This is a genomic window from Azospirillum brasilense (assembly GCF_005222205.1).
Lineage (GTDB): Bacteria > Pseudomonadota > Alphaproteobacteria > Azospirillales > Azospirillaceae > Azospirillum > Azospirillum brasilense_G.
Window position 1 is genome coordinate 725,001 of record NZ_CP032346.1, and the last position, 22,603, is coordinate 747,603.

The 22,603-nt window shown below is 72.0% G+C and carries 21 protein-coding genes (1 of these 21 running past the window's edge); 2 read left to right on the forward strand and 19 right to left on the reverse strand.

Going from position 1 to position 22,603, the window contains the following annotated elements; genetic code table 11:
- The 19 genes from modC to D3869_RS17475 all read right to left on the reverse strand — a co-directional run.
- Positions 1 to 774: the 5' portion of a molybdenum ABC transporter ATP-binding protein gene (gene modC / locus D3869_RS17385; RefSeq protein ID WP_137141190.1), read on the reverse strand. It extends 318 nt beyond the left edge of the window; 774 of the gene's 1,092 nt are visible here — the first part of the coding sequence; its start codon is at positions 772 to 774; its stop codon lies off the left edge, out of view.
- A complete protein-coding gene (gene modB, locus D3869_RS17390) occupies positions 771 to 1,439 on the reverse strand; it encodes a molybdate ABC transporter permease subunit (RefSeq protein ID WP_137141191.1) in 669 nt (222 codons plus the stop codon). The genes modC and modB overlap by 4 nt, the downstream gene beginning before the upstream one ends.
- Before the next feature lie 34 nt (positions 1,440 to 1,473).
- Complete coding sequence (gene modA, locus D3869_RS17395) at positions 1,474 to 2,220, reverse strand: molybdate ABC transporter substrate-binding protein (RefSeq protein ID WP_137141192.1); 747 nt, start codon at positions 2,218 to 2,220, stop codon at positions 1,474 to 1,476.
- A 24-nt stretch (positions 2,221 to 2,244) separates the two neighbouring features.
- Positions 2,245 to 3,036 carry a TOBE domain-containing protein gene (locus D3869_RS17400; protein ID WP_137141193.1) on the reverse strand — a complete coding sequence of 264 codons (792 nt, stop codon included), beginning with the start codon at positions 3,034 to 3,036 and terminating at the stop codon, positions 2,245 to 2,247.
- 419 nt (positions 3,037 to 3,455) lie between these two features.
- Entirely contained in the window at positions 3,456 to 4,187 is a 732-nt protein-coding gene (locus D3869_RS17405; protein WP_119509459.1) for an SIMPL domain-containing protein, read from the reverse strand.
- Between the two features lie 79 nt (positions 4,188 to 4,266).
- Complete coding sequence (locus D3869_RS17410; RefSeq protein WP_137141194.1) at positions 4,267 to 5,208, reverse strand: hypothetical protein; 942 nt, start codon at positions 5,206 to 5,208, stop codon at positions 4,267 to 4,269.
- A 26-nt stretch (positions 5,209 to 5,234) separates the two neighbouring features.
- Complete coding sequence (locus D3869_RS17415; RefSeq protein ID WP_137141195.1) at positions 5,235 to 5,822, reverse strand: TIGR00645 family protein; 588 nt, start codon at positions 5,820 to 5,822, stop codon at positions 5,235 to 5,237.
- Positions 5,819 to 6,376 (reverse strand): type VI secretion system tube protein Hcp, encoded by a 558-nt coding sequence (locus tag D3869_RS17420; RefSeq protein WP_137141196.1) that lies wholly within the window; start codon positions 6,374 to 6,376, stop codon positions 5,819 to 5,821. The genes D3869_RS17415 and D3869_RS17420 overlap by 4 nt, the downstream gene beginning before the upstream one ends.
- Before the next feature lie 3 nt (positions 6,377 to 6,379).
- Positions 6,380 to 7,483, reverse strand: coding sequence for a type VI secretion system protein TssA (gene tssA / locus D3869_RS17425; protein WP_247895902.1), 1,104 nt, complete (start codon positions 7,481 to 7,483; stop codon positions 6,380 to 6,382).
- An 8-nt stretch (positions 7,484 to 7,491) separates the two neighbouring features.
- Complete coding sequence (locus tag D3869_RS17430; RefSeq protein ID WP_137141198.1) at positions 7,492 to 11,631, reverse strand: type VI secretion system protein; 4,140 nt, start codon at positions 11,629 to 11,631, stop codon at positions 7,492 to 7,494.
- Positions 11,632 to 11,646: 15 nt separating this feature from the next.
- Positions 11,647 to 12,531: a DotU family type IV/VI secretion system protein gene (locus D3869_RS17435; RefSeq protein ID WP_137141199.1), complete on the reverse strand. Its 885-nt coding sequence runs from the start codon at positions 12,529 to 12,531 to the stop codon at positions 11,647 to 11,649.
- An 8-nt stretch (positions 12,532 to 12,539) separates the two neighbouring features.
- Positions 12,540 to 13,883 carry a type VI secretion system baseplate subunit TssK gene (gene tssK / locus D3869_RS17440; protein ID WP_137141200.1) on the reverse strand — a complete coding sequence of 448 codons (1,344 nt, stop codon included), beginning with the start codon at positions 13,881 to 13,883 and terminating at the stop codon, positions 12,540 to 12,542.
- Between the two features lie 27 nt (positions 13,884 to 13,910).
- On the reverse strand, positions 13,911 to 14,330 hold the full coding sequence (locus D3869_RS17445) for a hypothetical protein (RefSeq protein ID WP_247895903.1): 420 nt from the start codon (positions 14,328 to 14,330) through the stop codon (positions 13,911 to 13,913).
- 35 nt (positions 14,331 to 14,365) lie between these two features.
- Positions 14,366 to 15,127: an SPOR domain-containing protein gene (locus D3869_RS17450; protein ID WP_137141202.1), complete on the reverse strand. Its 762-nt coding sequence runs from the start codon at positions 15,125 to 15,127 to the stop codon at positions 14,366 to 14,368.
- A gap of 217 nt (positions 15,128 to 15,344) precedes the next feature.
- Positions 15,345 to 15,851 (reverse strand): SPOR domain-containing protein, encoded by a 507-nt coding sequence (locus D3869_RS17455; RefSeq protein WP_137141203.1) that lies wholly within the window; start codon positions 15,849 to 15,851, stop codon positions 15,345 to 15,347.
- A gap of 10 nt (positions 15,852 to 15,861) precedes the next feature.
- Positions 15,862 to 16,422 carry a lytic transglycosylase domain-containing protein gene (locus D3869_RS17460; RefSeq protein ID WP_247895904.1) on the reverse strand — a complete coding sequence of 187 codons (561 nt, stop codon included), beginning with the start codon at positions 16,420 to 16,422 and terminating at the stop codon, positions 15,862 to 15,864.
- 200 nt (positions 16,423 to 16,622) lie between these two features.
- Positions 16,623 to 18,647 (reverse strand): PP2C family protein-serine/threonine phosphatase, encoded by a 2,025-nt coding sequence (locus tag D3869_RS17465; protein WP_137141205.1) that lies wholly within the window; start codon positions 18,645 to 18,647, stop codon positions 16,623 to 16,625.
- Positions 18,644 to 20,587, reverse strand: coding sequence for a hypothetical protein (locus D3869_RS33855; protein WP_247895905.1), 1,944 nt, complete (start codon positions 20,585 to 20,587; stop codon positions 18,644 to 18,646). Before D3869_RS33855 ends, D3869_RS17465 begins: the two co-directional genes overlap by 4 nt.
- Positions 20,584 to 21,333 (reverse strand): hypothetical protein, encoded by a 750-nt coding sequence (locus tag D3869_RS17475; RefSeq protein WP_247895906.1) that lies wholly within the window; start codon positions 21,331 to 21,333, stop codon positions 20,584 to 20,586. The genes D3869_RS33855 and D3869_RS17475 overlap by 4 nt, the downstream gene beginning before the upstream one ends.
- Positions 21,334 to 21,475: 142 nt before the next feature.
- On the opposite strand from D3869_RS17475, the gene D3869_RS17480 reads away from it, so the two are divergent.
- Both D3869_RS17480 and D3869_RS17485 read left to right on the forward strand, forming a co-directional pair.
- Positions 21,476 to 21,802, forward strand: a complete 327-nt coding sequence (locus D3869_RS17480) for a hypothetical protein (protein ID WP_137141207.1) — start codon at positions 21,476 to 21,478, stop codon at positions 21,800 to 21,802.
- 128 nt (positions 21,803 to 21,930) lie between these two features.
- Positions 21,931 to 22,566: a hypothetical protein gene (locus tag D3869_RS17485; RefSeq protein ID WP_247895390.1), complete on the forward strand. Its 636-nt coding sequence runs from the start codon at positions 21,931 to 21,933 to the stop codon at positions 22,564 to 22,566.
- Positions 22,567 to 22,603 lie beyond the last annotated feature (37 nt).

Here is a 22,603-nt window from a genome sequence, read left to right on the forward strand (position 1 = left end):
GCCGTCCAGGCGCAGCAGGGTCAGGCCGTAGGCGTCCTCCCGCCCCGCCACCACCGCCGGCAGGGTCACCCCGGCTTCGGGCATGCGGGCGATGGGCAGGGTGGGATCGGCCTGAAGCTCCTGCATCGGGCCGGCGGCGACGACGCGTCCCTGGCGCAGCAGCACCAGATGGTCGGCCAGCCGCTCGACCTCCGCGATGTCGTGGCTGACATAGAGGACGGGGACGGACAGGACGCCGTGCAGCCGCTCCAGATAGGGGAGGATTTCCTCCTTGCTGAAGCGGTCGAGCGCCGCCAGGGGCTCGTCCATCAGCAGCAGCCGCGGTTGCGAGAGCAGAGCGCGGCCGACGCCGACCCGCTGGCGCTCGCCGCCGGACAAATGCTCGGGCGAGCGGTCGAGCAGATGCCCCAGCCCCAGCAGGTCGACCACGTCGTCCAGGCGGATGTGCTCCGGCACGCCGCGCCCCACCGTCCGGCGGTGACCGAACAACAGGTTGGTGCGCACCGACAGATGGGGGAACAGGCTGGCTTCCTGGAAGACGTAGCCGATGGGCCGCTTGTGCGTCGGCCGGAAGCTGCGCCCCTCCTGCCAGACGTCGCCGTCCAGGGCGAAGCGCCCGTTCAGCCGCTGCAGCCCGGCCGCGCAACGCAGCACCGAGGTCTTGCCGCAGCCCGACGGGCCGAACAGCGCGGTGATGCCGCGGCCCGGCGCCTCGAAGGCCACATCCAGCTCGAACCGGCCGAGCGTGCCATGGAAATGCACCGACAGGCTCATCGCCCGCTCCGCCCGATGCGCTTCTCCAGCATCATCATCGTCAGGATCACCGTGAAGGAGAAGACCAGCATGCCGCCGGCCAGCAGATGGGCCTCGTCCCATTGCAGCGTCTCGACATAGTCGTAGATGGCCACCGAGAGGACCTTGGTCTGGCCGGGGATGTTGCCGCCGATCATCAGGACGACGCCGAACTCGCCCATGGTGTGGGCGAAGCCCAGCACGGCGCCGGTCAGGAAGCCGCGGCGGGCCAGCGGCACCGCCACGGTGAAGAAGGTGTCGAGCGGCGAGGCGCGCAGCGTCGCCGCCGCCTCCAGCGGGCGGTCGCCAAAGGCCTCGAAGGCGTTGCGGATCGGCTGCACGACGAAGGGCATGGAGTACAGCACCGACCCGATGACCAGCCCTTCGAAGGTGAAGGCCATCGAGCGGGCGCCCCACAGCGAGGCCAGCCACCCGCCAGGGCCGTTCGGCCCCAGCAGCATCAGCAGATAGAAGCCCAGGACCGTCGGCGGCAGGACCAAGGGCAGCGCCACCACCGTGGCCACCGCCTCCTTCCACCAGGCGCCGGACCGCGCCAGCCACCAGGCCAGGGGGGTGCCGACGATCAGCAGGATGACCGTCGTCAGCGCCGCCAGCTCCAGCGTCAGGATGATCGGTTGCCAGCTCATCGGCGGGCTGTCTTTGCCAGGAAGGCCGGCATGGTCAGTTCGGCGCCCGCGTGCCGTAGCCGTACTTGGAGATCACCGCGGCGGCCTCCGGTCCCTTCAGGAAGGCGAGGAAGGCCGTGGCGGCCTCGTTGCCAGCGCCCTTCTTCAGCAGGACGGCGTCCTGGAAGATCGGGTCGTGCAGCGCTTCCGGAACCGGCCAGCGGGTGCCGTCCGGCTTGGCGATCACCTGGGACAGGGCGACGAAGGCCAGCTCGGCGGCGCCGGTCTCGGCGAACTGGAAGGCCTGGGCGATGCTGTTGCCCTGGACGATCTTAGGCTGGATCGCCTCGTAGACCCCCATCTTCTTCATGGCCTGCACCGCGGCGCCGCCATAGGGCGCGGTCGCCGGGTTGGCGATCGACAGCTTCTCGAAGGCGCCCTTGCGCAGCGTGTCCTCGCCCAGCGGCGCGTCGCCGGCTTTGCTCCACAGCACCAGACGGCCGACGGCGTAGGTGAAGCGGGATTCCGGAACGGCCAAGCCCTCCTCCACGGCCTTCCGCGGGGTCTCGTCGTCGGCGGCGAGGAAGACGACGAAGGGGGCGTCCTGCTTGATCTGGGCGTAGAACTGGCCGGTCGCGCCGAAGCTCAGGACGGCCTTGTGGCCGGTCTTCTGCTCGAAGGCGGTGGCGATCTCCTTCGCCGGGGCGGTGAAGTTCGCGGCGACCGCAACGTTGAATTCGTCGGCATGGGCCGTCGCCGAGACGGACAGCAGCGCGACGGCGGCGAGCAGGACACGCGTCATTCGAAAACTCCTTCCGATCTATCGTCAATCCACCGCAAGAATGATGTGCGATGCGTCGATCAGCGCGCAGGCCGGGTCGCCCGCCTTCAGGCCGATGTCGTCGGCGCTGCGCAGCGTGATGATGGCGGTCAGCGTCTTGCCGCCGCCGATGTCCAGGGTGATCTCGCTGTTGACCGCGCCGTCCTCGCGACGGGACACCACGCCTTCCACGCGGTTGCGCATCGAGGTGCGCTTCGCCTCGTCCGCCGGCGCAAGGATCACGAAGGGCGCCTTGATCAGCGCCGTCGCCGCGCGCCCCGGGAACAGGCCCAGGTCGCGCACGCTGTCGCGGGTGATGATCGCGACGATCGAGGTCTGGTCCGAGACGGCCAGGGTGACCTCGGCGTTCACCGCCCCGTCGGTGATGGCGGTGACGGTTCCACGAAGGGCGTTGCGGGCACTGGTGCGCATGAAGAATCCCCACATCAGACTGGCCGCCGACAGGCCGGTGCCGTTCAGTTCCGGTTCCAGCACTTGGAAGGCGCGGACCATCTCGCTCTGCAGACGGTGGAAGGTGGCGACCAGCCGCACGCCGTCCGGCGTCAAGGCGGTTCCGCCGCCGCGCTTTCCGCCGGCCTGCGCCTCGACCAGCGGGCGGCCGAACAGGTTGTTCATGGCGTCGATGGCGTCCCAGGCCGCCTTGTAGGTGACGCCGACCGACCGCGCCGCGCCGGAGATGCTGCCCTCGCGCCCCACCGCCTCCAGCAGCCGGATGCGCTCGGCGCCGATCGGCGACGCGTGCGGCCCGGCGAACGACACCTGCGGTTGGACGGACATGAGCGGGCACCCCGGATTCGCTATATATGCTGGCTATATAACCATGCTCCGAGCAGGTGAACTAGCGCTTTCTGGCGACATCTTCACTTTTTGAGGTCTGGGGAGGGGAACAGCGGTCACGCCGATCTGAAAATCGGAACGCCGTGTGAAACGCGCCGGGAACAAGATGCACGCCCCCTGCTCATCTTGCCGATTTTATGGGCGATCTTCGGTGCGTGAGGAGGCGTTGTTGTTGGGCTTGTGTCGAAAACGGCGAATTATTGGAACCAGCTGACCACCCTGGACTTCAAAAGGCCTTGACGACCCGCAAGAGTCCACGCCGCCCGCACCGTTCCTTTGGCGAGGGATGGCCGGATGCGGCGAATCCAATATGTAGATGACCTATACAGCGAGAGGGCGGGCGGAGCGCTGCTGCCCCATCAATCCACCAGTTCCCAGTCGAGGGTCGACACGACGCGGACGATCTTGTCGATCTGCCGGCTTTCCATGATGCCGGGGGCCTCGTCGCGGGCGAGGATCTGGAACAGGCCCTGGTTGGCGCGGCGGATGCCGCCCAGAGTGGCGCCGCTGTCGGTCGCGAATTGGGTTGCCGCCTCGCGCGCCTTGGCGGTCGCCTCGGCGATCATCTCGGTCTTCACGTCGTTGAGGCGCGTGAACAGGTAGTTGGGGCCGGAGCCCATGCCCGGCTCCCCGCCCAGGGTGACGCCCTGGTCGAGCAGTTCCGCCAGATTCTGGCTGGCGCGGTCGACCCGCTCCACGTCGGGGCTGCGGATCATCAGGGTGCGGGTGAGGATGTAGCGCTGATCCGCCGGCCCCTGGCGGTAGGCCTGGGCGAGCAGGTCCACAAGATCGAGCGAGCGCGAGACGACGGCGTCGGCGCCCAGCCCGTAGCGTTCCAGAAAGGCCAGCACGGCCTTCTCGTCCGCCGCCGTCTTCGCCTGCACGGCGGACAGGTCGTCGCCGGTGGCGACGAAGCGCACCGGCCAGAGCGCGAGGTTCGCCTTGACCTCGCGCTCGGCGGAGCCCTTGACGGTGACGAAGCGGTCGGCCAGCCGGACCTGCGCGACCTCGCGCCCCGCCGACCAGCCCGCCACCGCAATCCCGATGGCGAGAAACGCCGCCGCCGCCAGCGCCGTCCGGTTTCCGATCATGCCACTCTCCCTCGTCGCTCCCTGCGGAGCATGGCGGAGGATTGTGGCGAAGCTCAGGCCGGAGCGGCGCCCGGCGGCATCACACCGTCGTCAGCCAGACGCACAGCAGCGCGTAAGCGACGGGGAAGACCACCAGGGACCAGCGGTCCAGGAGCAGGGACTTCGCCGCGTTCCGCTCGTAGATCATCAGCGACACCGCGCTCTGCATCAGGCTGAGGAAGATCATGCCCATGGAGGCGAGGTTGACCCGGTCCGACAGGGTGAAGCCGCTGCTGCGCGGCAGGTCGCTGGCGATGACGAAATAGCAGGCGACCACGGCGAACAGCGCGCCGATGCCCAGGCCGAAGCGGGGGTCGAGGTCGACCGGCTTCACCAGGAAGGCCAGGAAGGCCACCACCGAGGAGATGAAGATGGTCGAGAAGGTCTTGATGTAATAGACCGAATCCGGCCGCTCCAACGTGATCGCGTGGGTGTAGCGGGAATAGACGGACTCGTGGTTCTTCGGCAGGGTGATGTCGCCGTAGTTGGTGCGGTAGCGGTGCGCCGAGATGGTGGCGCCGTTGTTGATCAGCGTGTAGCCGGAAACGTCGACGTCGGGATCGACGGTGCTGTTGTCGATGTCCGGCACGTAGACGACATGCTCGGCCGTCTGGTCGCTGTCCTCGATCACCAGACGGATGGTCTGGGTGTCCAGGGGGAACCGGCTCACGTCCCAGGGCTGGTTCAGAACGGCCTGGACGCGCGCCTGCCCATAGTTGGTGTCCTTCAGCTTGCGGACCGGGGTGGGCGTCCGGGACTCGATCCGCCCATTCATCAGCTCAAACGTCTCCAGCGGGTTCAGCGAGTCGTCGTCCCAGCGGAACCAGACGTAGAAGTCCACATTGACCTGATTGTCGCGGAGATTCACCCCGGTGATCTGGTTGACGTAGGTGCCGACCACCACCTTCGCCGGCTCCGCCCTCGACGCTCCGGGCAGGCCGGTCAGAAGGATGGCGAGGAACGCCAGCGCGTACCGAATCATGATGCCCTCTCCTTTCCTGCCGGATGTCAGTGCGCGTGGCTCTTCTTGACCAGCACGTCCATGGTCGCCAGCAGCACGCCGGAGACGATGAAGGTGACGTGGATGGCGACCAGCCACATCAGGTCGCGGTCGGACACCTCCGACACGTTCATGAAGGTCTTCAGGATCTGGATGGAGGAGATCGCCACGATGCTGGCGATCAGCTTCACCTTCAGCGCGCTGAAATCCAGCTTGCCCATCCATTCCGGGCGGTCGGCGTGTCCGGCGACGTCGATCTTCGAGACGAAGTTCTCGTAGCCGCTGAAGATCACCATCAGAACGAGGTTGCCGACCATCGTCAGGTCGACCAGACCGAGAACGATCAGGATGATGTCGTTTTCCGTGCCGTGGATCAGAAGCGGCAGCGCGTGCACCAGTTCCAGCGCGAAGCGCCAGCCGATCATCAGCAGCGCACCCACCAGACCGACATAGAGCGGCGCCAGGAGCCAGCGGCTCTGGAACATCACCTGCTCCAGGAAATGCTCGGCCCGGCGCCCTGGGCGGCGGCGCCCCTCGCCGTTGCGGGACAGGAGGGTGGTGTCGCCGGTCAGGGCCGACGGGTTCGACTGGGTCATGACTTGCTCGCCAATGTGATGTCGCCACGGATTTGGCCGATTTTCCGGCCGTCGATCTGGTGCTGGTAGGTCATCTGCAACTGGTCGAAGGCCAGCGAGATGGTCTCGGTGCCGTTGCTGCTGTCGTCGTCGTCGACCGACAGCACGTACTCCGTGATCTGCGTGTTCTTCAGGATGATGGTCAGGTACGGCTCGGCGAAGATGTCGCTTTCGCCGAAATAATCGCCGCCCTGAAGCTGCGCGAAGGTGCGGAAGAAATGGATCGTCGCGGTGACGTCCTTCTTCTGCGGATCGAAGGCCGCCTGCATCAGCTTGGGCGAGGCGAGGTCGAAATGGCGCTCCAGCTTCAGGCTGTCGACGCCGAGCTTGTCCTGCTTCTGCGCCTTCCGGCTGCCGAAGTAGGAGTTGTCCTCGATCGGGTCGTCGTAGTTGAAGCCGCCGACCTCGCGCTTGCCCGACGACAGGTCGAATTTGAAGCAGTCGGCGAGATTCTTGTAGTTGCGGATCAGCGACTCACCCTTGATGCCGGGGTAGTCGAGCAGGATGCGGGGCATGGCTCAGCGCTCCTCAAGCCGCAGAAGGCCGAAGATCCGTCCGACCTCGCCGCGGTCGCCCAGCAGCTCGGCGTACAGCTCCGGCAGGGACAGGTTCCCCCAGGTCGCGGCGCGGCGGACGAGGTAGGAGGTCGGGCTGTGCGGTTCCTCCCGCGCCAGGAAATCGGCGATCTGGTGCAGCATCGCGTAGGCCTCCTGCCGGGTCCGCGGCCCGCCGGGGCGGGCGAAAGCGGCGGCGGGGATGATCTCGGCGGACGCGTCGATGGTGGCCCCCTCCTCGCCCTCGGCCTCCTCCGTCGCGGCGGCGGCGCCGTCCGGATCGATGCCGCGCTTGGCGAGCGCTTCGCGGTGGAACTGGATCAGGCTTTCCAGGGTCTTCAGAAGCTGGCTGAAACCGGGGGCGGCGCGCCCGGCCAGGGCATCCAGCTCCGCCGCCAGCGTGCGCACCGCCGTCACCGTGTCGCGCAGATGACCGTGCTGAATCTGGTAGAAGTCCGGCGGCGTGCGGTCCTGGGCGGCGAGGATCTGCTCGACCGTCACCTCCCCGTCATCGACCGCCGCGTGGAAGGCGCGCGGGTCGCGGGTGGCGAGCTTGCGCAGGCGCTGCGCGTTCTGCCAGTCCTGGAAGCTGTGCGTCTCGTCGGCGTTCGGCCCCGCCGGCTGGCTGATGGTGGTCGCCATCAGGTCGCGCGACAACTGGCTGTCCAGCCAGACCAGCGGCGCCAGCCGCGGCTCCGGATCGCCGTCGTCGAGCCGCGGGTAGAGGCCGTCCCAGAAATCCTCGACCAGCCCGTGGACCAACAGAAGCCCCGGCGCCAGCCCCGCCGGACCGTGCAGCCGGCCCAGCGCCTGGACCAGCCACGCCGCGACCTGGAGATCCTTGGTGCGGGTCGTCAGCAGGTCCGACGCCTGCTGGACGACGCCCTTCCAGTCGGCCTTCTTGACGGTGGTCTGCCAGATGCCCTGGTCGAGATCGTCGTCCATCCGGCGCGCCTCGGTCAGCGCGTCGAACTCCGGGCCATGGCGCAGGTCGTCGCCCGCCGGGTCGTCGCCGGGGATGGGCTGGAGCAGGGCGCCGATGTCGATCAGCGGGTGGGATGCGGTCATTTGGCTGCTCACGGGAAGCGTTGGGCCGCGGGGCGGAGCATCGGGGGTTGGGACGGCGGGGTGCCCAGATCGAAGAAGGCGCGGTCCGCCGGGGCCACCGCGCCCGACGGCGCCGGCCAGCCGGCCAGCCCCGGCATCCGCCGCATGGAGCCGACCGGGGCTAGCGGCGGCGCCTGCGCGGGCAGCGCCGGCACGGCCACCTTCTCCTCGCGCGGCGGCTTGCCGTCGGCCAGGACGGTGCGCTTGACCGCAAGCGTCATGAAGACCCGCACGTTGGGCTTCACCGCCTGGACCGCCGGAGCCGCCTGGGCCGCCGGAGCGATCGGCAGCGGGGCTGCATTGGCGGCCTCCTTGACCGGGCCGCTGGCGGTGGCCTCGAACAACAACAGCGGCTCGGTGTCCGGACCGGGGCGGCGGTCGCGTTGCGGCGCGGCCTGCCGGCCGGCCAGGGCGAACAGCGCCCAGGGACCGTCATAGTCGAAGCGCAGCGAAGGCCCGTCCACCGTCACCCCCACACCGACGCCGGACACCGGCAGCACCGTGCCGTCCTTCGCCCAGCGCAGCGTCACGCTCAGCTTGTCGCCCGGATACCAGCGCAACGGCGTGCGCGGCAGCACGCTGGACAGGGCGCCGTTCGGCGTGGCGAGCTTCCATTCGATGATGTCGCTGCCCCCGGCCTCACGCCCGCGGTTGACGCGGAAGGCGGGGTCGAGCGCCAGGCCGCCGCTCTGGTCCGGGGTCACCGCGGCGATCAGCAGCGGGCGCGCCCGCTCCATCGTCTCCACGAAGCGCAGCGCCTCGCGCCCGGCGGTGCCGAACCGCTCGCCGCGGCGCAAGCCCTCCAGCACGAAGGCCGAGCGCGCGTCGAACCGCTCGTAGAAGGCGCGCACCGCCGCCGGGTCGGCCTCCTCGCCCGCCACGGCGGCGGCGGCAAAGGGGAAGCGGCCGGCCAGCATCTCGTTGAAGGACGCGGCCATGTCGACATAGGCGTCGTAGACGCGGGCGTCGGCGGCCAGCACGCAGCGCGTGGCGATCCACTGCTTCAGCTCGGCCAGACGGCTGCGGAAGAAGTCGTCGGGCACCCCGTCGATGGCGCCGAGATTCTGGCAACCGGCGGCGTCCACCGCGGCGCTTTCCACCGTCACGAACTTTTCGAGCTGCGCCAGCGAGCTGTTGGGACGCCCGCCATCGTACTTGTCCAGTTCGGCGATGATCCGCGCCCACTTGGAGGCGGCGCCCGACCCGGTCCCGGCGCCCATCACCGGGCGCTCCAGGATCTCCACCACCGGGGCGGCGATGTCGCGGGCGAGCACTGTCACCTCCTGCCGGGCGTTGCCGAGATAGAGCGCCAGCCCGGCCGGCGTGGTCTGCCCGAACAGCAGGTGCGGCACCAGCGGCCCGTCCACCCAGACGTCCAGCGCGTGGGCGTCGGGCCGGTAGAGCTGGTCGCCCTCCAGCAGCCGGTCAGCCTGGGCCAGAACGGCGTTGGCCTGCCGGGCCACCGTGTCGCGAATGGTGTCGGCGGAGGTGGTCAGCCCGATCTGGCGGAAGGACTGCATGGTCTCGGCCAGCACCGGGAAGGCGGTGCGCAGCGCGTGGGCCGAAGCGCGAAGCTGCGCCAGCCCGCCGGCCCGGTCCACCCCGCCGCCCGCCGGGCTGCCGGCGAGCGCGCGGGCGAGGATGCGCTCCACCCCCTGGCGGAGCTGGTGCTGCGCCGCCGCCCGCATGGAGGTGCGCAGCATGGCCGGCGCCTGCGGCAGGTCCTTGGCGTCGAACAGCAGATAGTCCTCGACCAGCGGCGGGATGCTGTCCAGAGCGGCGCGGTCCCAGCCGGCGCCCACGGCGGGCATCGCCAGCGCGCCGCTGTCGTCCGTCTTCATGAAACGGCGGGCCATCCACACCGCCAGGGTGCGACGGAGCTGTTCCGCCGCGGGGGCCAAGCGGGCACCGCCATTCGGGGCCTGCTCCAGCAGGCGGCCAATCACCGAATCCAGGCTGCGGGCGCCGACGCCCGCCTCGTCATAGCGGCGCTGCGCCAGATCCAGGATGTCGGCGCGCAGGTTGGGGCCGAGCAGGTCGGACTTCTCCAGCCGGCCGAGCAGCGCCTCGAACTCCGGCGGCAGGACGGGGCCGTTGGCGCCGATCCAGGCGCCGCGCTCCGCCCCCAAGCCGCGGGCGGCGTCCTCCAGGCTCGACAGCACCTCGCCGTAGGCGGCCGCCGCGTCGGCACCGGACCGCGCCCCGCCGGCCAGCAGCTCCAGCTCGCTGGCGGCGACCGACAGCCGCGCGGCGGCGAGGCCGCCCATGGCGAGGTCGCGCAGATAGGCGTCGGCGTACTGCCGGAAGCGGCGGCTGACCTCCGCCCGGTGGGCGGTCAGGTCGATGGGGCGTTGCGCCCCCGGTCCCGGCGCGGGGATGGCGGTGCCACCCGGCGGCTGGTCGATCCCCCAGCCGTACAGCCGCGCGGAGAAGCCGCGCGCCACGCCGGAGCCCAGCGCGAAGTCCAGCACCTCGTCCAGCGGCAGGGCCGGGTCGCGGGCGTCCACGTTGTTGTAGGCGCGGGCCAGCCCCTCGGCGATGCCGACCTCGCCCGCGAAGGCGCGCAGCCGTTCGAAGGCGCCCGCCCCCGCCGGCCCCACCCCGCCGTCGCGGGTCAGGCGGCGCAAGCGATCCTCGGCCACGTCGCGCACGGTGGACAGGGCCAGCCGGCGGTAGCCGACGGCCAGCGCCCCCGACACCGAATCCGGAACGCCACTGATCCAGGAGGCCGGCAGCGGGTTGAAGGTCCAGTCGGTGGGCAGCATGGTCACGCCCTGGACGAAGCGGGCGGCGGGATCGCCGTAGGCGGCGGTCATCGGCGCGCCGGCTTCGACCGCCGGGCGCTGGTCGGCCAGCTGCTGGAGCCCGCCCGGAATGTCAGCCAGGACCGGCAACAGCCGGTCCGACAGGGTGGAGGCGCGCTGCACCCCCATCCACAGCAGCAGGATCGCGGCCACGGCGGCGGCCCCCGTTCCCACCGGCCAGGAGTAGCGGCGCCACGCGCGGGACGCGGCCAGCGCGCGGGTCGGCTTGGGCAGACCAGCCTCGGGGAAGATCTTGCGGTTCAGCAGGTCGCGCCCGAACAGCGCCGCCGCGTCGGGATCGGGGCGGCCCGTGAAGTAGAGGCCGCGAACGTAGAGCGTTTCCTGATAGGCCGTGCGTTTGAAGGCCGTGCCGAGCAGGGCGCGCAGCGCCGCCTCCGTCCCGGTCAACCGCTCCGTCAGGGCGAACAGCGGGGCGCCGTCCGGCGTCGCCGTCGCGCCGAACACCTCCAGCTCCACCGCCAGCAGGCCATCCGCCAGCGACTGCAGCGCCTCGCTCACGAAATCGGGGGAGAAGGCGGTCTCCAGCGCGTAGGGGCTCGACCAGCCGAGCATCCCGCCGGTCAGGGACGGGGGCAGAGCCTCGGCCAGCGCCGCGAAGCCGGGGGCCTCCTCGCAGCCCGTCACCACCACATAGACCGGCAGGGCGAAGCCCAGCGTGCGCTGGATCTCCCACAGGCGGGCGTACAGCTCCGTCCCGCGCGCGGTGGCGCGGCGCACGTCGTCCAGCTCGGCCAGCGGCACGGTCAGGATCAGCCCGTCGGCGGGCAGCATCGGGCGGCGGCGGCCCAGCAGGTCCAGCACGCCGGCCCAGGCGGCGCGGGGATCGTCAACGTCGATGACCACCGCCCGGTCGTAGAAGCGCCAGGAGAAGCCGGCGTGCCGCTCGGCGGTCACCGGGGGGCGCACCTCCTCCGCGCAGGACAGCAGGCCAGCGTCGTCCGACGCGGCGACGCCGGTGCGCAGGTACCAGGGTACCAGATAGACGTTGCGCGACAGCGTCTCGCGGTAGGCGGCCAGACCGTCGCGGAACAGGCGGCGGATGTCGCGGATGGTGACGTCCGGCGCGGTGGCGGCCAGCGCCGGGACAGCCCCGCCCTCCTCCACCGTCGCGTCGGGCGGCGGCAGGGCCGCCGGCTCCGCCGGGGCGGGCGGCGCCGCGCTGCGGGCGCGCAGCAGGATCGCCGCCATCACAGCGATGATCAGCAGGACGAGGACGAGAAGCCCCGCGAAGACCCAGATCTGGTTGCCGGCGATGCCGGACAGGACCGCTGCCAGGAGTTCCATGACCGTCCTCTCCCGTCAGCGGGTCACGCGGACGGATGCCTGAAGCACCGCGTCCGCCGCGTTGGAAAGCTGCGCGGTGGACATCCACCAGAGCGCCTGCCCCAGCACCAGCCACAGCCCGGCGATGGCCCCCAGCACCAACGGCCAGCGCGGCCCGCGCGCCAGCGTGCGCGCCTTGCCGTCGGTCAGCGTGTAGGCGTAGGCGGCGGGGATCAGCGTCCGCCCGCCGGGCAGCACCCCGGCGCCCAGCTCGGACTCGCGGCCGGCGATGAACTCGAACAGGCGGGCGCTGTAGTCGCGCAGGGTGGACTCGCCGCCCGGCACCCGGCAGCGCCCCTTGAAGCCCATGCCGAGCACGCAGAGATAGACCGCCGCGAGCTGGACCAGCCGCCGGTCGTTGCTGGCGAGCAGCGCCTCCATCCGGTCGAACACCCGCTCGCCGGCCAGCCGGGTGCGGAACACCGCCTGCTCCAGCAGCACGCTGCGCCACAGCTCCCGCCCGTTCCATTCCACGTCGTGGATGAACAGATCGTCGGCCAGCGCCGCCATGGCGTATTGCGCCTCGCGGTGCTGGCTGATCATCAGGTCGGTGCCGGTGCGCCCGACCTGGACCGCCTGCGCCTCCAGAAACTCCTGAAGGCGGCGGATGATGATCTCGGCGTCGGGCTCCAGCGCCAGGGCCGGCACCGCCGCGGCGGCACCACGCGGCGCCGGGATCGCCAGGGCGTCCTCGGTCAGGAAGGCCGGCAGGCTGTCCGCCGTCTCCCCCGCAGCGCCCTCGGGCTTCGCCGCGGCGGCGGCCGGACGGCCCGCCCCGATCGAAGCGCGGTGCTTCTGGAGTTCCCGCGCGAAGGCGAGGAAGTGATCGACCAGGTCCCGGCGGTGCAGCATGGCGGTCATTCCCAGCCTCAGGCGCTGACGAAGAGGGTGATCTCGACGGGGCGGAAGCGGCTGCCCAGCGAGTCCGGATTCCAGATCTCCAGCCGTTCGCCGGGGACGATGTAGCGGGGATCGACCTTGATCTCGAACGGCACCACGCCGCGCGGGGCGGCCACACCGCCCTCGCCGCTGTCGTCCAGCGCGACGCGCTCGGCCCCCTTGACGCGCAGGCCGGACAGCGTCTCCAGCCGCGAGCGGGAGGCGACGATGCAGTTCTCCATCCAGGCGGCGACCTCGCTGACCGGGGCGGAAGCCGGGCCGCGCACGCCGACGACCAGCCGGCCCTTCAGCCAGGCCTCATCCATCGGCAACCCGAACATGCCGTCCTCGAAGGTGAAGGGGATGCGGGCGACGCCCTCCTTCACGCGGTCGATCATGCGCAGGATGAAGTCGCGCACCTCGCCGAAGCTCGCCATCGGGTCGTCGTGGTCGTAGCGCGACAGCTTGGCCGGCACGGCGCCGCTGGCAAAGGCCGACAGGTGCCCGGCCAGCGTGCACAGCGACATGTAGACATCGAACGGGTGGCAGACGCCGACGCCGAGCTGCGCCTCCAGCGGCGGCAGGCCGGTGACGAGGCTGCGGATCTCCGCCCGCGCCGCCTCGGCCAGCTCGGTCGCCGGATTGCCGTTGCCGACGCCGGAGCGCTCGGCCAGGAACAGCGCCTTCTCGCGCACGCGTCGCACCACCTCCGCTCCCAGCCGGCCGAGCGGCGCGTTCGCGGCGACGGTGAGCGCCGGCGGCACGAAGTCGGTCAACACGAAGGCGTCGTTGCGGAAGGTTGCCTGCGCGACCGGCATCGAGACGAACTTCTGCGGCGGCTTCTGGGTCGGGCCGGTGGTGGCGAACAGGGCCAGCCGCGGGCGCAGCCGGGCGATGGACAGCTCTTCCCCGCCATGCTGGTCGGCAACCGGCGCGCCCTCGACCGAGACGTAGCGCGGCGTCTCGCCCGGTCCCGGCGCGCGGTCACCGCGGGCGGCGGGAACGATCAGGTGGATGGTGATCTGCGTCTGCCCCACCGGGTCGGCGTAGGCGGAGATGTCCACCTCCAGCGGCTCGTCGACACCGGCGCGGTAATCCACGACGAGGCCGTCGGGCAGGATCGCCTCCAGCTCCCGCACCTGGACCAGCCCGGAGACGAGCTGCACGCGGTCGACCTGGAGATGGACGACGCCCCAATGGAAGGGCCGCGCCTGCCGGACATGGTAGGTCAGCTGCCGCTCGTGCCGCAGCGCCTGCTGCTGGAAATGCTGCGGGGCCAGCAGCATCCCGTCGTGCCAGTCGATGGCGTCGGGAATGTCGCGCGCCTCGGTCATGCGATCCTCACGGAGAAGGAAAGAACATCACGGAACCAGTTCGACATCCTTGTCCCCGGCGGTGAGGGTCAGCGTTCGTGTGTCGGGCACGCGCAGGCGGTGCGGCCCCGGCGTGGAATAGTTGGCGAAGACCAGGATTGCCCAGGCCGGCTCGCCCGGTGGCAGGTCCGTCTTCAGCGTCTGGCCGGGGACCAGTTCCCAGCTCGTCACGCCGAGCGTGGTCGGGTGGTCGCGCATGGACTGCTCGCGCTGGCCGAACCACTCCGCGGCGGTCAGCGCCCCCAGCTTGTCCACCAGCGCCTTGTCGCGGACGGACACGAGGTCGATGGCGACCGGCGTGGTGTCGTTGGCGGCGGGGGCGACCGTGAAGGACACGCTGTCCAGCGCGGCGCGCGGCTTCTCCGCGCACGCCGCGACCAGCAGCGCCAGCACAAACGCGCCGGCCAATCCCAATCCTTTTCCGTTCACCGGAGTCATGACGTTCAGCGCTCTCCCGCTTCGGCAAGGGTGACGACGGTTCCGGACACCCCATTGGCCCGCGTCAGCGCGTCCAGCGCGCGGGCGGCCTCGTCGGCCGCGGCGTAGCGTCCGGTGCGCACGGCGTAGGGGGCGTTGCCGCCGGGCAGCGGCGCGAAATCGACCGTGCCGCGCACGCCGCGCTGGGCGGCGGCGGCGGCGAAGGACTCCGCATTCGCCGGGGTGGCGAAGCGCCCGAGTTCGATGGCGTAATGGCGGATCGGCGCCGCGCCATCCTCTTTCATCGCGTCCAGACGGTCGTTCAGCGTGTCCTCGACGACTCCTTCCACGCTGTTGCCGGCGAACTCGGTGACGCGGTAGCCGGTCTTCTCGATGACGTGGGCGGCGGTGCCGGCCATCCAGCCGGGCAGGAAGCGGCGGGCCGCGTCCGCGGCGCCGCGCGTCACCGGCTCGGTCGCCGAGATCGCCCGTCCGCGCGCCTCGTCGCTGAAGATGTCCGCCGTCTCGATCACGCCCTGGCGGGCCTCGAAGCTGTCGGCGATGTTGCTCCGTGCCATCGCGCCCAGTCCTCCGCCAGCGATGGGAGCCGCGGCAGGCGCCGCAGCGGTCGCGGCGGCGGGTGCTGGGGTCAATGCCATCGGCGCGTCGCCGCCGGTCAGGATCAGCGCCGCCATCACCGCGCCCAGCAGCAGGGCCACGACGGTCAGCACGGCGACGCCGGCGGCCAGAGCCGCCACCTGCCATCGTCCGAGCGTGATCGTGGTCATCGCGGGAATTCCTGGGGAAGAAACCGTCGGATGGACCGCCCGCCCCACAGGACGGCGGCCCAGCCTGATAGAAGCATCCCGGCGGCCCAAATCCGCGCGCTGTCTGGTTCGTTCTGGCGTAGTCCCACGGGGGTTTCGCGGCGATGGTCCGGAAGCCCGCCCCGCCGTGCGGAGAAGCCCGCAAATCCGGCGGGTTACCCCCTTGGTCCGAACTGGATCATTCGCCGCCGCCGGCCTTCGCGGGTTGGGCGGCGGCAAGCGGCTCCTCGACCACCACCCCGCCGATCCCGGCGATGCGCTCGAAGGACGGGCGGCGCGCCTCGGCCTGCCAGCGGTCGGCGAAGGCGCCGGCGCGCACGCGGTGCCACTGCCCGCCGGCCGCGTCCATGGTCTCGACGATCTCCACCGGCAGGCCCCGCCCGGCCAGCGCCGCCGCGAAGTCCTGGGCGTTCCCGGCGGAGCGGAAGACGCCGAGTTCGATGGAGAAGCGCGCCGTGGGCGCCTTCACGGTCGCGACCGGGCGAACCGGGACCGCGGCCGGAGCGGCCTTCTCCGGCTCCGCCTTCGCCGCCTCCTGCGGCGCGGCGGCGGGCGCGGCGTTCGCTTCGGCGGGCGCGGGGTCGTCCGCGGCGCCCGGCAAACCCCCGCCCGCCAGGAAATAGCCGCCCGCGAAGGCCACCAGGAGGAGGAGCAGCGCCAGCACGCCGACCAGAACTTTCTTCATGGCACCGCGCTCATGATTCCGGGCCGCCGCACAGCCGGCGCATCTCCGCCGTCTCGCGCTGGTAGCCGAGCCGCACCCGCCGGTCGAGCACGAGGCAAAGGTAGGTGTCCTGCGCCGTCGGGTCGCTGGCGTGGTAGCGGCGCACCGCCTCCGTCCAGGAGCCGTGGCGGTCGTACAGCTCCCGCAGGAAGCGCGCGGCGTAGGCGACGTTGACCGCGGGGTCCAGCATGTCCTCGCCCCCCGCGAAGGAACCGGCGTGCCAGCGCGTGTGGATCTGCATGCAGCCGACCGCCACGTCGCCCCGCAGGCCGCCCTCGCCGTCCTGCATCAGCCGCAGCGCCTCGCGCCGCGTCGCCGGGTAGTGCGGGCGGCCCGAGACGTTCAGCGCCCAGGGCCAGGGCATCCCGGCCCGCCCGGATTCCACGACGCTCATGGCGTGCAGGATGCCCGGAGGAATGCCGTAGAGCGCCTCCCCGTTACGGAGGTAGCGGCTGCATTGGAACAGCGCGGGGCCGCCGTCCGACGCCGGGGCCTGTTCCGCCACCGCCGGCCCGGCCAGCAGGGCGCCCATCAATCCCAGAACACCGGCGAAAAGGCGCCCCGCCCGCCAACCCCTCTCCCGCCCCGGGAGAGGGAGGGGCCCGCCGCGTCGCGGCGGGAGGGTGAGGGTGCGGCCAAGAATCCGCGCCACCATCCTTGCACGACCCTCACCCGGCGCCATTGGCGCCACCCTCTCCCGGGACGGGAGAGGGGTTGGAAGCACGCCGGCCCTCATGCCCGCACCCGCAGGGCGACGCACAGCCGGTCCACCGCCATCGCGGCACCGCCCCCATGCTCGGCCAGCCCGGCGGATACCGCGGCGGTGACGCTGGCGGCGGACAGGTCGTCGAGGTTGCCGAGGATGCCGGTCAGCCGTGCCCGCCCGAAAGCGACGCCGAAGCGGTTCTCGCCGTCCAGCAGCCCGCCGTTGCACAGCACCAGCGTCGACGGCACCGGCAGGTCGAGCGCGGTTTCCACCGCCGTCATCGCGGGATCGAGGCCGAGCGGCGGGTTGGCCGCCACCGGCAGATCCACCACGTCGCCGAAGCGCCGCAGCAGGAAGGGCTCCGGCACGCCCGCCGCGGCGAAGACCAGCCGGCGCGAGCGCGGCGACACGATGCCCATGGCGAGGCCGATCGACAGGCCCGCCGCGTTGTCCGCCGCCAGCAGCCGGTTGGCGCCGGTCAGGCAGGCCGCCGGCCCGAGCCCGGCCGCCGCCAGCGTCCGCAGCGCGGCGCGCGCCGTCACCGTCATGAAGCCCGCCGCCAAGCCGCCGCCCGACACCTGCCCGATCAGGACCGCCAGCGACCCGTCCGCCGTCAGGAAAAAGTCGTAGAAGCTGCCGTCGAACTCCGCCGCCGGGCGCATCAGGCCCGACGCCTCCAGGTCGGGGGCGGTGGTCAGGTCGGGCGGCAGGATCGCCGCCTGCATGCGCCGGGCGATCTCGAATTGCTTCTGCAACTCCACAAGCTCGGTGCGGGTGTCCAGCGCGGACTGAAGCTGGCGGACCATGCCGTCGAGCGCCGTGTGCTGGTCGCGCACGCGTTCGGCCATCACCTCGAAGGCGACGGCGAGCGCGCCGGGATCGTCGGTGCGCGCGCAGGGCGTCCGGCCTTCCGACGCCGCCTCGATGCGGGCGAGGTCGGCGAGAAGCTCCCGCCGCCCCTGCTCCGGCAGGGTTTCCGACAGGCGCAGCATCTGGCGGCGGATGAAGGACTGCTGGCGCAGCCAGTGGCGGGCGCGCCGCTCCTCGGCGTCGCGCAGCGCGCGGCTGCGGCTGCGGAAGACCTCGACGGTGCGGGCGAGCTGCCCGGCCTCGTCGGTGCGCTCCGCCCCCAGCACGGCGACGCCGGTGTCTCCCGCCGCCAGGGCCGACAGGGCGGACATGGAGGCGTAGACCGGTGTGAAGACGCGCCGGAAGTACCAGTCCAGCCCCAAGGTGCCCGCCACCAGCACCATCAGCACCACCAGGATGGCGGAGCTGTCCAGCAGGCTGTCGGCCATGGCGGCCAGCGTGGTCTCGCGCGCCGTGACGAGGTACAGCGTGCCGTCCCCCTCCGTCCCGGCCACCTTGGGCAGGCGCAGCTTGCGCACGCCGTAGCCGCGGGCGCCGATGGTCGCCTGCACCTCCTCGCCGCGCTCCGCGGCGGGACGCACGTCGGCCCAGGCCAGCGGTCCCGCGTGGCCGTACAAGGTGCCGTCGCTGCCGACCAGAAAGGCGGAGCCGCCAAGGACGCCGGCCAGCGCTTCAAGGCTGCCCGTCAGCGGACAGATCGCGACCAGCGCCCGGTCGGCGGGCCGCTGCGCGCCGAGGGGGCGTGCGAGCAGAAGCTGGGCGGCGCCGCCGGTCAGCACCAGACCGTCCTGCGTGTCGTTGCGGGCCAGCACCTGCCCGATGCGCCGCTCGTCGAGAAGGCGGATCGGCTGGTCGGCCGGGACGGCAAGCAGGGTCTGCCCCGCGCCGTTGACCACCGTCACTGCCGTGAAGCCCAGCGCGCCGATCCGTTCGGCCGCCGCCGCGGCGTTGCCGCGTTCCAGGGCCTCGGTGAGGCGGGGGTCGCCCACCGCCACCCGCGCGGCGGTGGCGGACTGGTCGAGCAGCCCTTCCCACAGCCGCAGGGTCATCCGCCCCTCGTCCTCGGCGTGGCGGGTGGCCCCGCTCTCGATGCGCAGCAGGGCGAAGACCGCGGCGGTGACGAGCACGGCAAGGACCACCGCGGCCGCGGCCACCGTCATGCGCTGGCGAAGACCGGTCATCGCGCGGCCTCCCCTTCGACCGGAACGCGCCGGCGTGGCATGGCGTTGCGCCACAGGGCCAGCGCCAGCGGCGGCAGCGCGGCGATCCCGGCGAGCAAGGCGAGGGAAGGCAGCGTTCCGGCGGCCACCACCGTGTTGCTCCCGCCGGACAGCCACAGCACGCCAAGCGTTCCGGCCAAAGTCAACGCCGCGCGGATCGCGGTCAGCCCTCCCCAGTTCCCGGACGCCGCGAAGCCCGCATGGCCGGCGCCAAGCGCCGCGGCGGCGCCCAGCGCGACGGCGGTGCCCGGCTCCACCGGGCCGAGCGCCAGGAGCAGTCCGACCGCCGCCGTCGCACACAGGCTCAGCAGCGCCGCAGCCCCCCGCGGCACCAGCACCGCGACCAGGGCGGCGGCCAGCCAGGCCGGGGTGGCGTGCAGCCAGAAGAGTTCCGCGACCCGGCGGGCGTCCATCGCGCCGCCGCCGTCGGCCCGGCTCAACACCGCCAGGGCCAGCGCTGTGACCAGCCACAGCCCCCATCCCTTGGGACGCAGCGTCCCGTCCGCCCACCAACGGTCCACCGCCAGCAGAGCGCGGAGGGTCACGCGCGGCAGCGTCAGACCGCTCCGCCGCTCCAGCCGGACGGCGGCCAGCAGACCCGCCAACCCGGACAGCACCGCGCCGGCCATGAGAACACCCGGCACGCCACCACCGATGCACAGGACCGACAGCCCCGTTCCAACGACCAGACCGCCCGCGGCGGAGACCGCCGGCCCGGCGCGCAGGCTTTCCGCGGCGGGACGCGCGGCCTGGAAGGGAAGCGTCGCGGCCATCCCGCCCAGCACCGCCCCGCTCAGCCAGACCACCACTCCGTCCCCCAGCCCGTTCAGCAACGCCCATGCGCCCAGCGCCAGCGCCCCCGCAATGGGCGCGCGGCGGCCGAGCGCCAGGGCGAACGGCACCGCCATGACAGCGCCCAGAACAACCCCGCCGAGCGCCGTCCCCGGCGGCAGGTGCCGCGCCGCGACCGCCGCGGCAACCGCCACCACCACCCCCGCGCAGAAGGCGATGGCGTAGGGCAGCGACCCGGCGTCCGGCGGGGCCAGCGCGGTCAGCCGGTCGGGCGAGAAGCGACCCAGCCGCTCGATCCGCTCGATCAGCGGCGCCACCTCCGCCGCGGCGTCCTTGTTGAAGCTGAGGTCGCGCACCTCGGCCAGATAGCTGCGCAGGCGGGCGAAGCGGTCGTTCACGCCGGTCACCACCCGGTTCATCTCGGCCAGCAGGGTGCCGATCAGGCTCTGCTCCACCGGCGGGGCGATGCGGTCGTAGGCGGAGCGCGCGAGGTTGGCCTCCAGCGACGCCGCCAGGCGCAGCGGCGCCATCACCTGGGCGTTCAGCATGGTGCGCAGCGCCAGCCCGCCGAGCGCCAGCGCGATGCTCAGCGCCACCGCGAAGTCGATGAGGATGCGCGGCGCGTTGGCCGGCTGCGCCACGGCGCTGCGGCCCAGCAGGACCTCACCCGCCGTCGCGGCGCCCTGGCGAATGGGAAAGCGTTGCAGGACCAGACCCAGCGCGGACCAGTCGGTCTCCGCCGGCACCAGCCGGACCGACAGGTCGGGGCGCGCCGCGTCGGATTTCTGGAACAGCGGGCGCCCGGCGCCGTCCACCACCAGGATCAGCTTGATCTCCGGAAAGACCGCGCCCGCCTCGCCGAGATAGTCGTCCATCCCGGCCATGCGGTCGAGCGGCAGGCCGAGCGCCAGCGCCTTCTCCAGGTCATGGGCGATGCCCGTCCCGACGATCTCGGCGCGGGAGGCGGTTCCCCGATCGGCCAGCCCGGCCGCGGCGATCAGCGCCGCCGCCAACGTGGCGAGCCAGGGCACAACCACCACCACCGCCATCAGCGGGATGAAGCGCCGCAACACGCTGCGCTGGGGGAACAGCGTCGCCGGGCGGGTCATCGCAGCACCTCCCCGTCGATGCGGGCGGCCTCGGTCTCCGCCGCGCGCAGCCCGGCCAGGACGGCGGACAGCGCCGGATCGGCGACCGCCACAGCGGGTGCGTCGGCCTGAAGCTGCCGCGCCTCGGCGGCGTAGAAAGCCGTCCGCTCCAGAACGGACCGGCAGACCCCGGACAGCAGAACCCGCGTGCCCAGAACGGCAAGGATCGCGATGGCGGCCAGGAAAACGGCGGTGACCGTCGCCGTCTCGCGCAGCGCGGCCAGAACCTCCACCCGCGCGTCCTGCTGCGGGGCGAGGCCCAGCACGGCGCCGGCGGGCTTGCCTAGGGCGTCGGCCACCGGCACGCCGACCAGCACGCCGTCGTGGTCGGCGAGGTCCCAGGGCTCCGCCGGCAGCCCCGCGGCGCCGCCCATCCAGGAAGCCGGCACCGGCGTCCCCGCCGCCTGGGCGGTGGCGAACAGCACGGTCCCGCGCGGGTCCACCACATAGAGCCGCACGCCCCCGCCGCCGGTGGAGGCCACCTCGATCAGCCTTTGCAGGTCGTTCTGGTCGGCGAGCGGAAAACCGATGGCGGCGCGCTCCGCCGCGCTGGCCGCCACGCGGCTGGCCAGCGCCGACGCGCGCGCGGCGATTTCCGCCGTGTGCGCCTCCGCCACCGCGTTGTGAAAGGCGAACAGCGTGAACGCCTGCCCGCCCACGGCGCACAGCCACAACACAAGCGCCAGACGCCCGAAACCGTAGAGCATGGCCAGCCTCCCAAGCGTCCGGCTATAGCGGCTTTCCGCGGGGGCATCCCGTTCAGATTGGCCCAACTTGGTCTGATCTGCTTTTGCCGCTCCCCGGCCCCTGCGATACTCCCCCGGCGAACCAGAAAGGACGCGCTCCAACATGAAGCAGGACGCCCGGCTGCACGCGATCCTCGCCCGGCTGCGCAGCGATTCCCCCGGCGAGCGGCTGGCCGCCCTCTCCGCGCTGGAGCGGCTGATGCCCGCCGGCGCCTCCCTCTACGAGGTCATCCAGGTCGGGCTGTTCTACACCGACCGCGGCACCGTCGCCCCCTCGCTGGTCGAGGAGGTGGACCGCCTGCGCGGCGAGGCGCAGGAGGCCATGCGGCGGGAGGAGCGGCAGCGCCGCCGCGTCCGGGCGCTGGAGACCGGCATCCGCGCCGTGATGGAGGAGTTCCGCGGCGGCAAGGGCGGCGGCAAGGACGCCTGAGCGCCTTCGCTCCGCAACGGACGCAGTTCCGGCGGCGTGACTCCGGGAGTGGACCAACAAGGCGTTCCGCGGCGGCCCGCCATCGCACACCTTGCGGGGCATTACCGCCGTGCGTACCCGGAGGCCCTTTGCCCACCATCACCGCACCCTGTCAGCATGCCCTTTACGCCGCCGTGGATTCCGCGGCGGCGGCGCGCGGCATGACGGTGCCCGCCCTGATCCGCTCCTGCCTGACGCTGGTCGGGCCGGAGGCGCTGACCCATCTGCCCGACCCCGGCAGCCCCGAGCCGGTGGACGTCTCCCACCGCACCGTGACGCTGAAGAACGGCGGCACCCGCCGCGTGCGGGTGGTGCCGAAGCTGCGGGTGCGCCACGACACGCCGCTGGACGCGGCGACCGTCCGCAAGGCCGCCTGGGTCGCCGCCACCATCGGCAACGACGACGGCGCGCACCTCATCACCGCGGGCGAGCTGAACGCCGTGGAAAGCGAGATGAGCCGCTGCCGCCTGCGGCTGGAGCAGTTGACCGCGGCGCTGGAGACGCTGGCCTTCCGCCCGCTGCGCCAGCCGATCCGCAAGCCGTGGCAGGCCACCTACGTGCTCGGTTTCACCCACGAGTGGGGGCTGGACACGCAGACGGTCAACAGCCGCTTCCGCACGCTGGCCCCGATCTTCCATCCCGACACCGGCCTGCTCTCCAGCGCCGAGCGGATGAGTCAACTCTTGGAGGCCCGCAACTTCCTCTTGCAGCACCTTCGAAGCTGAGCGGGCGATGCTTCGTACGCCGGACATTCCCTCCGAA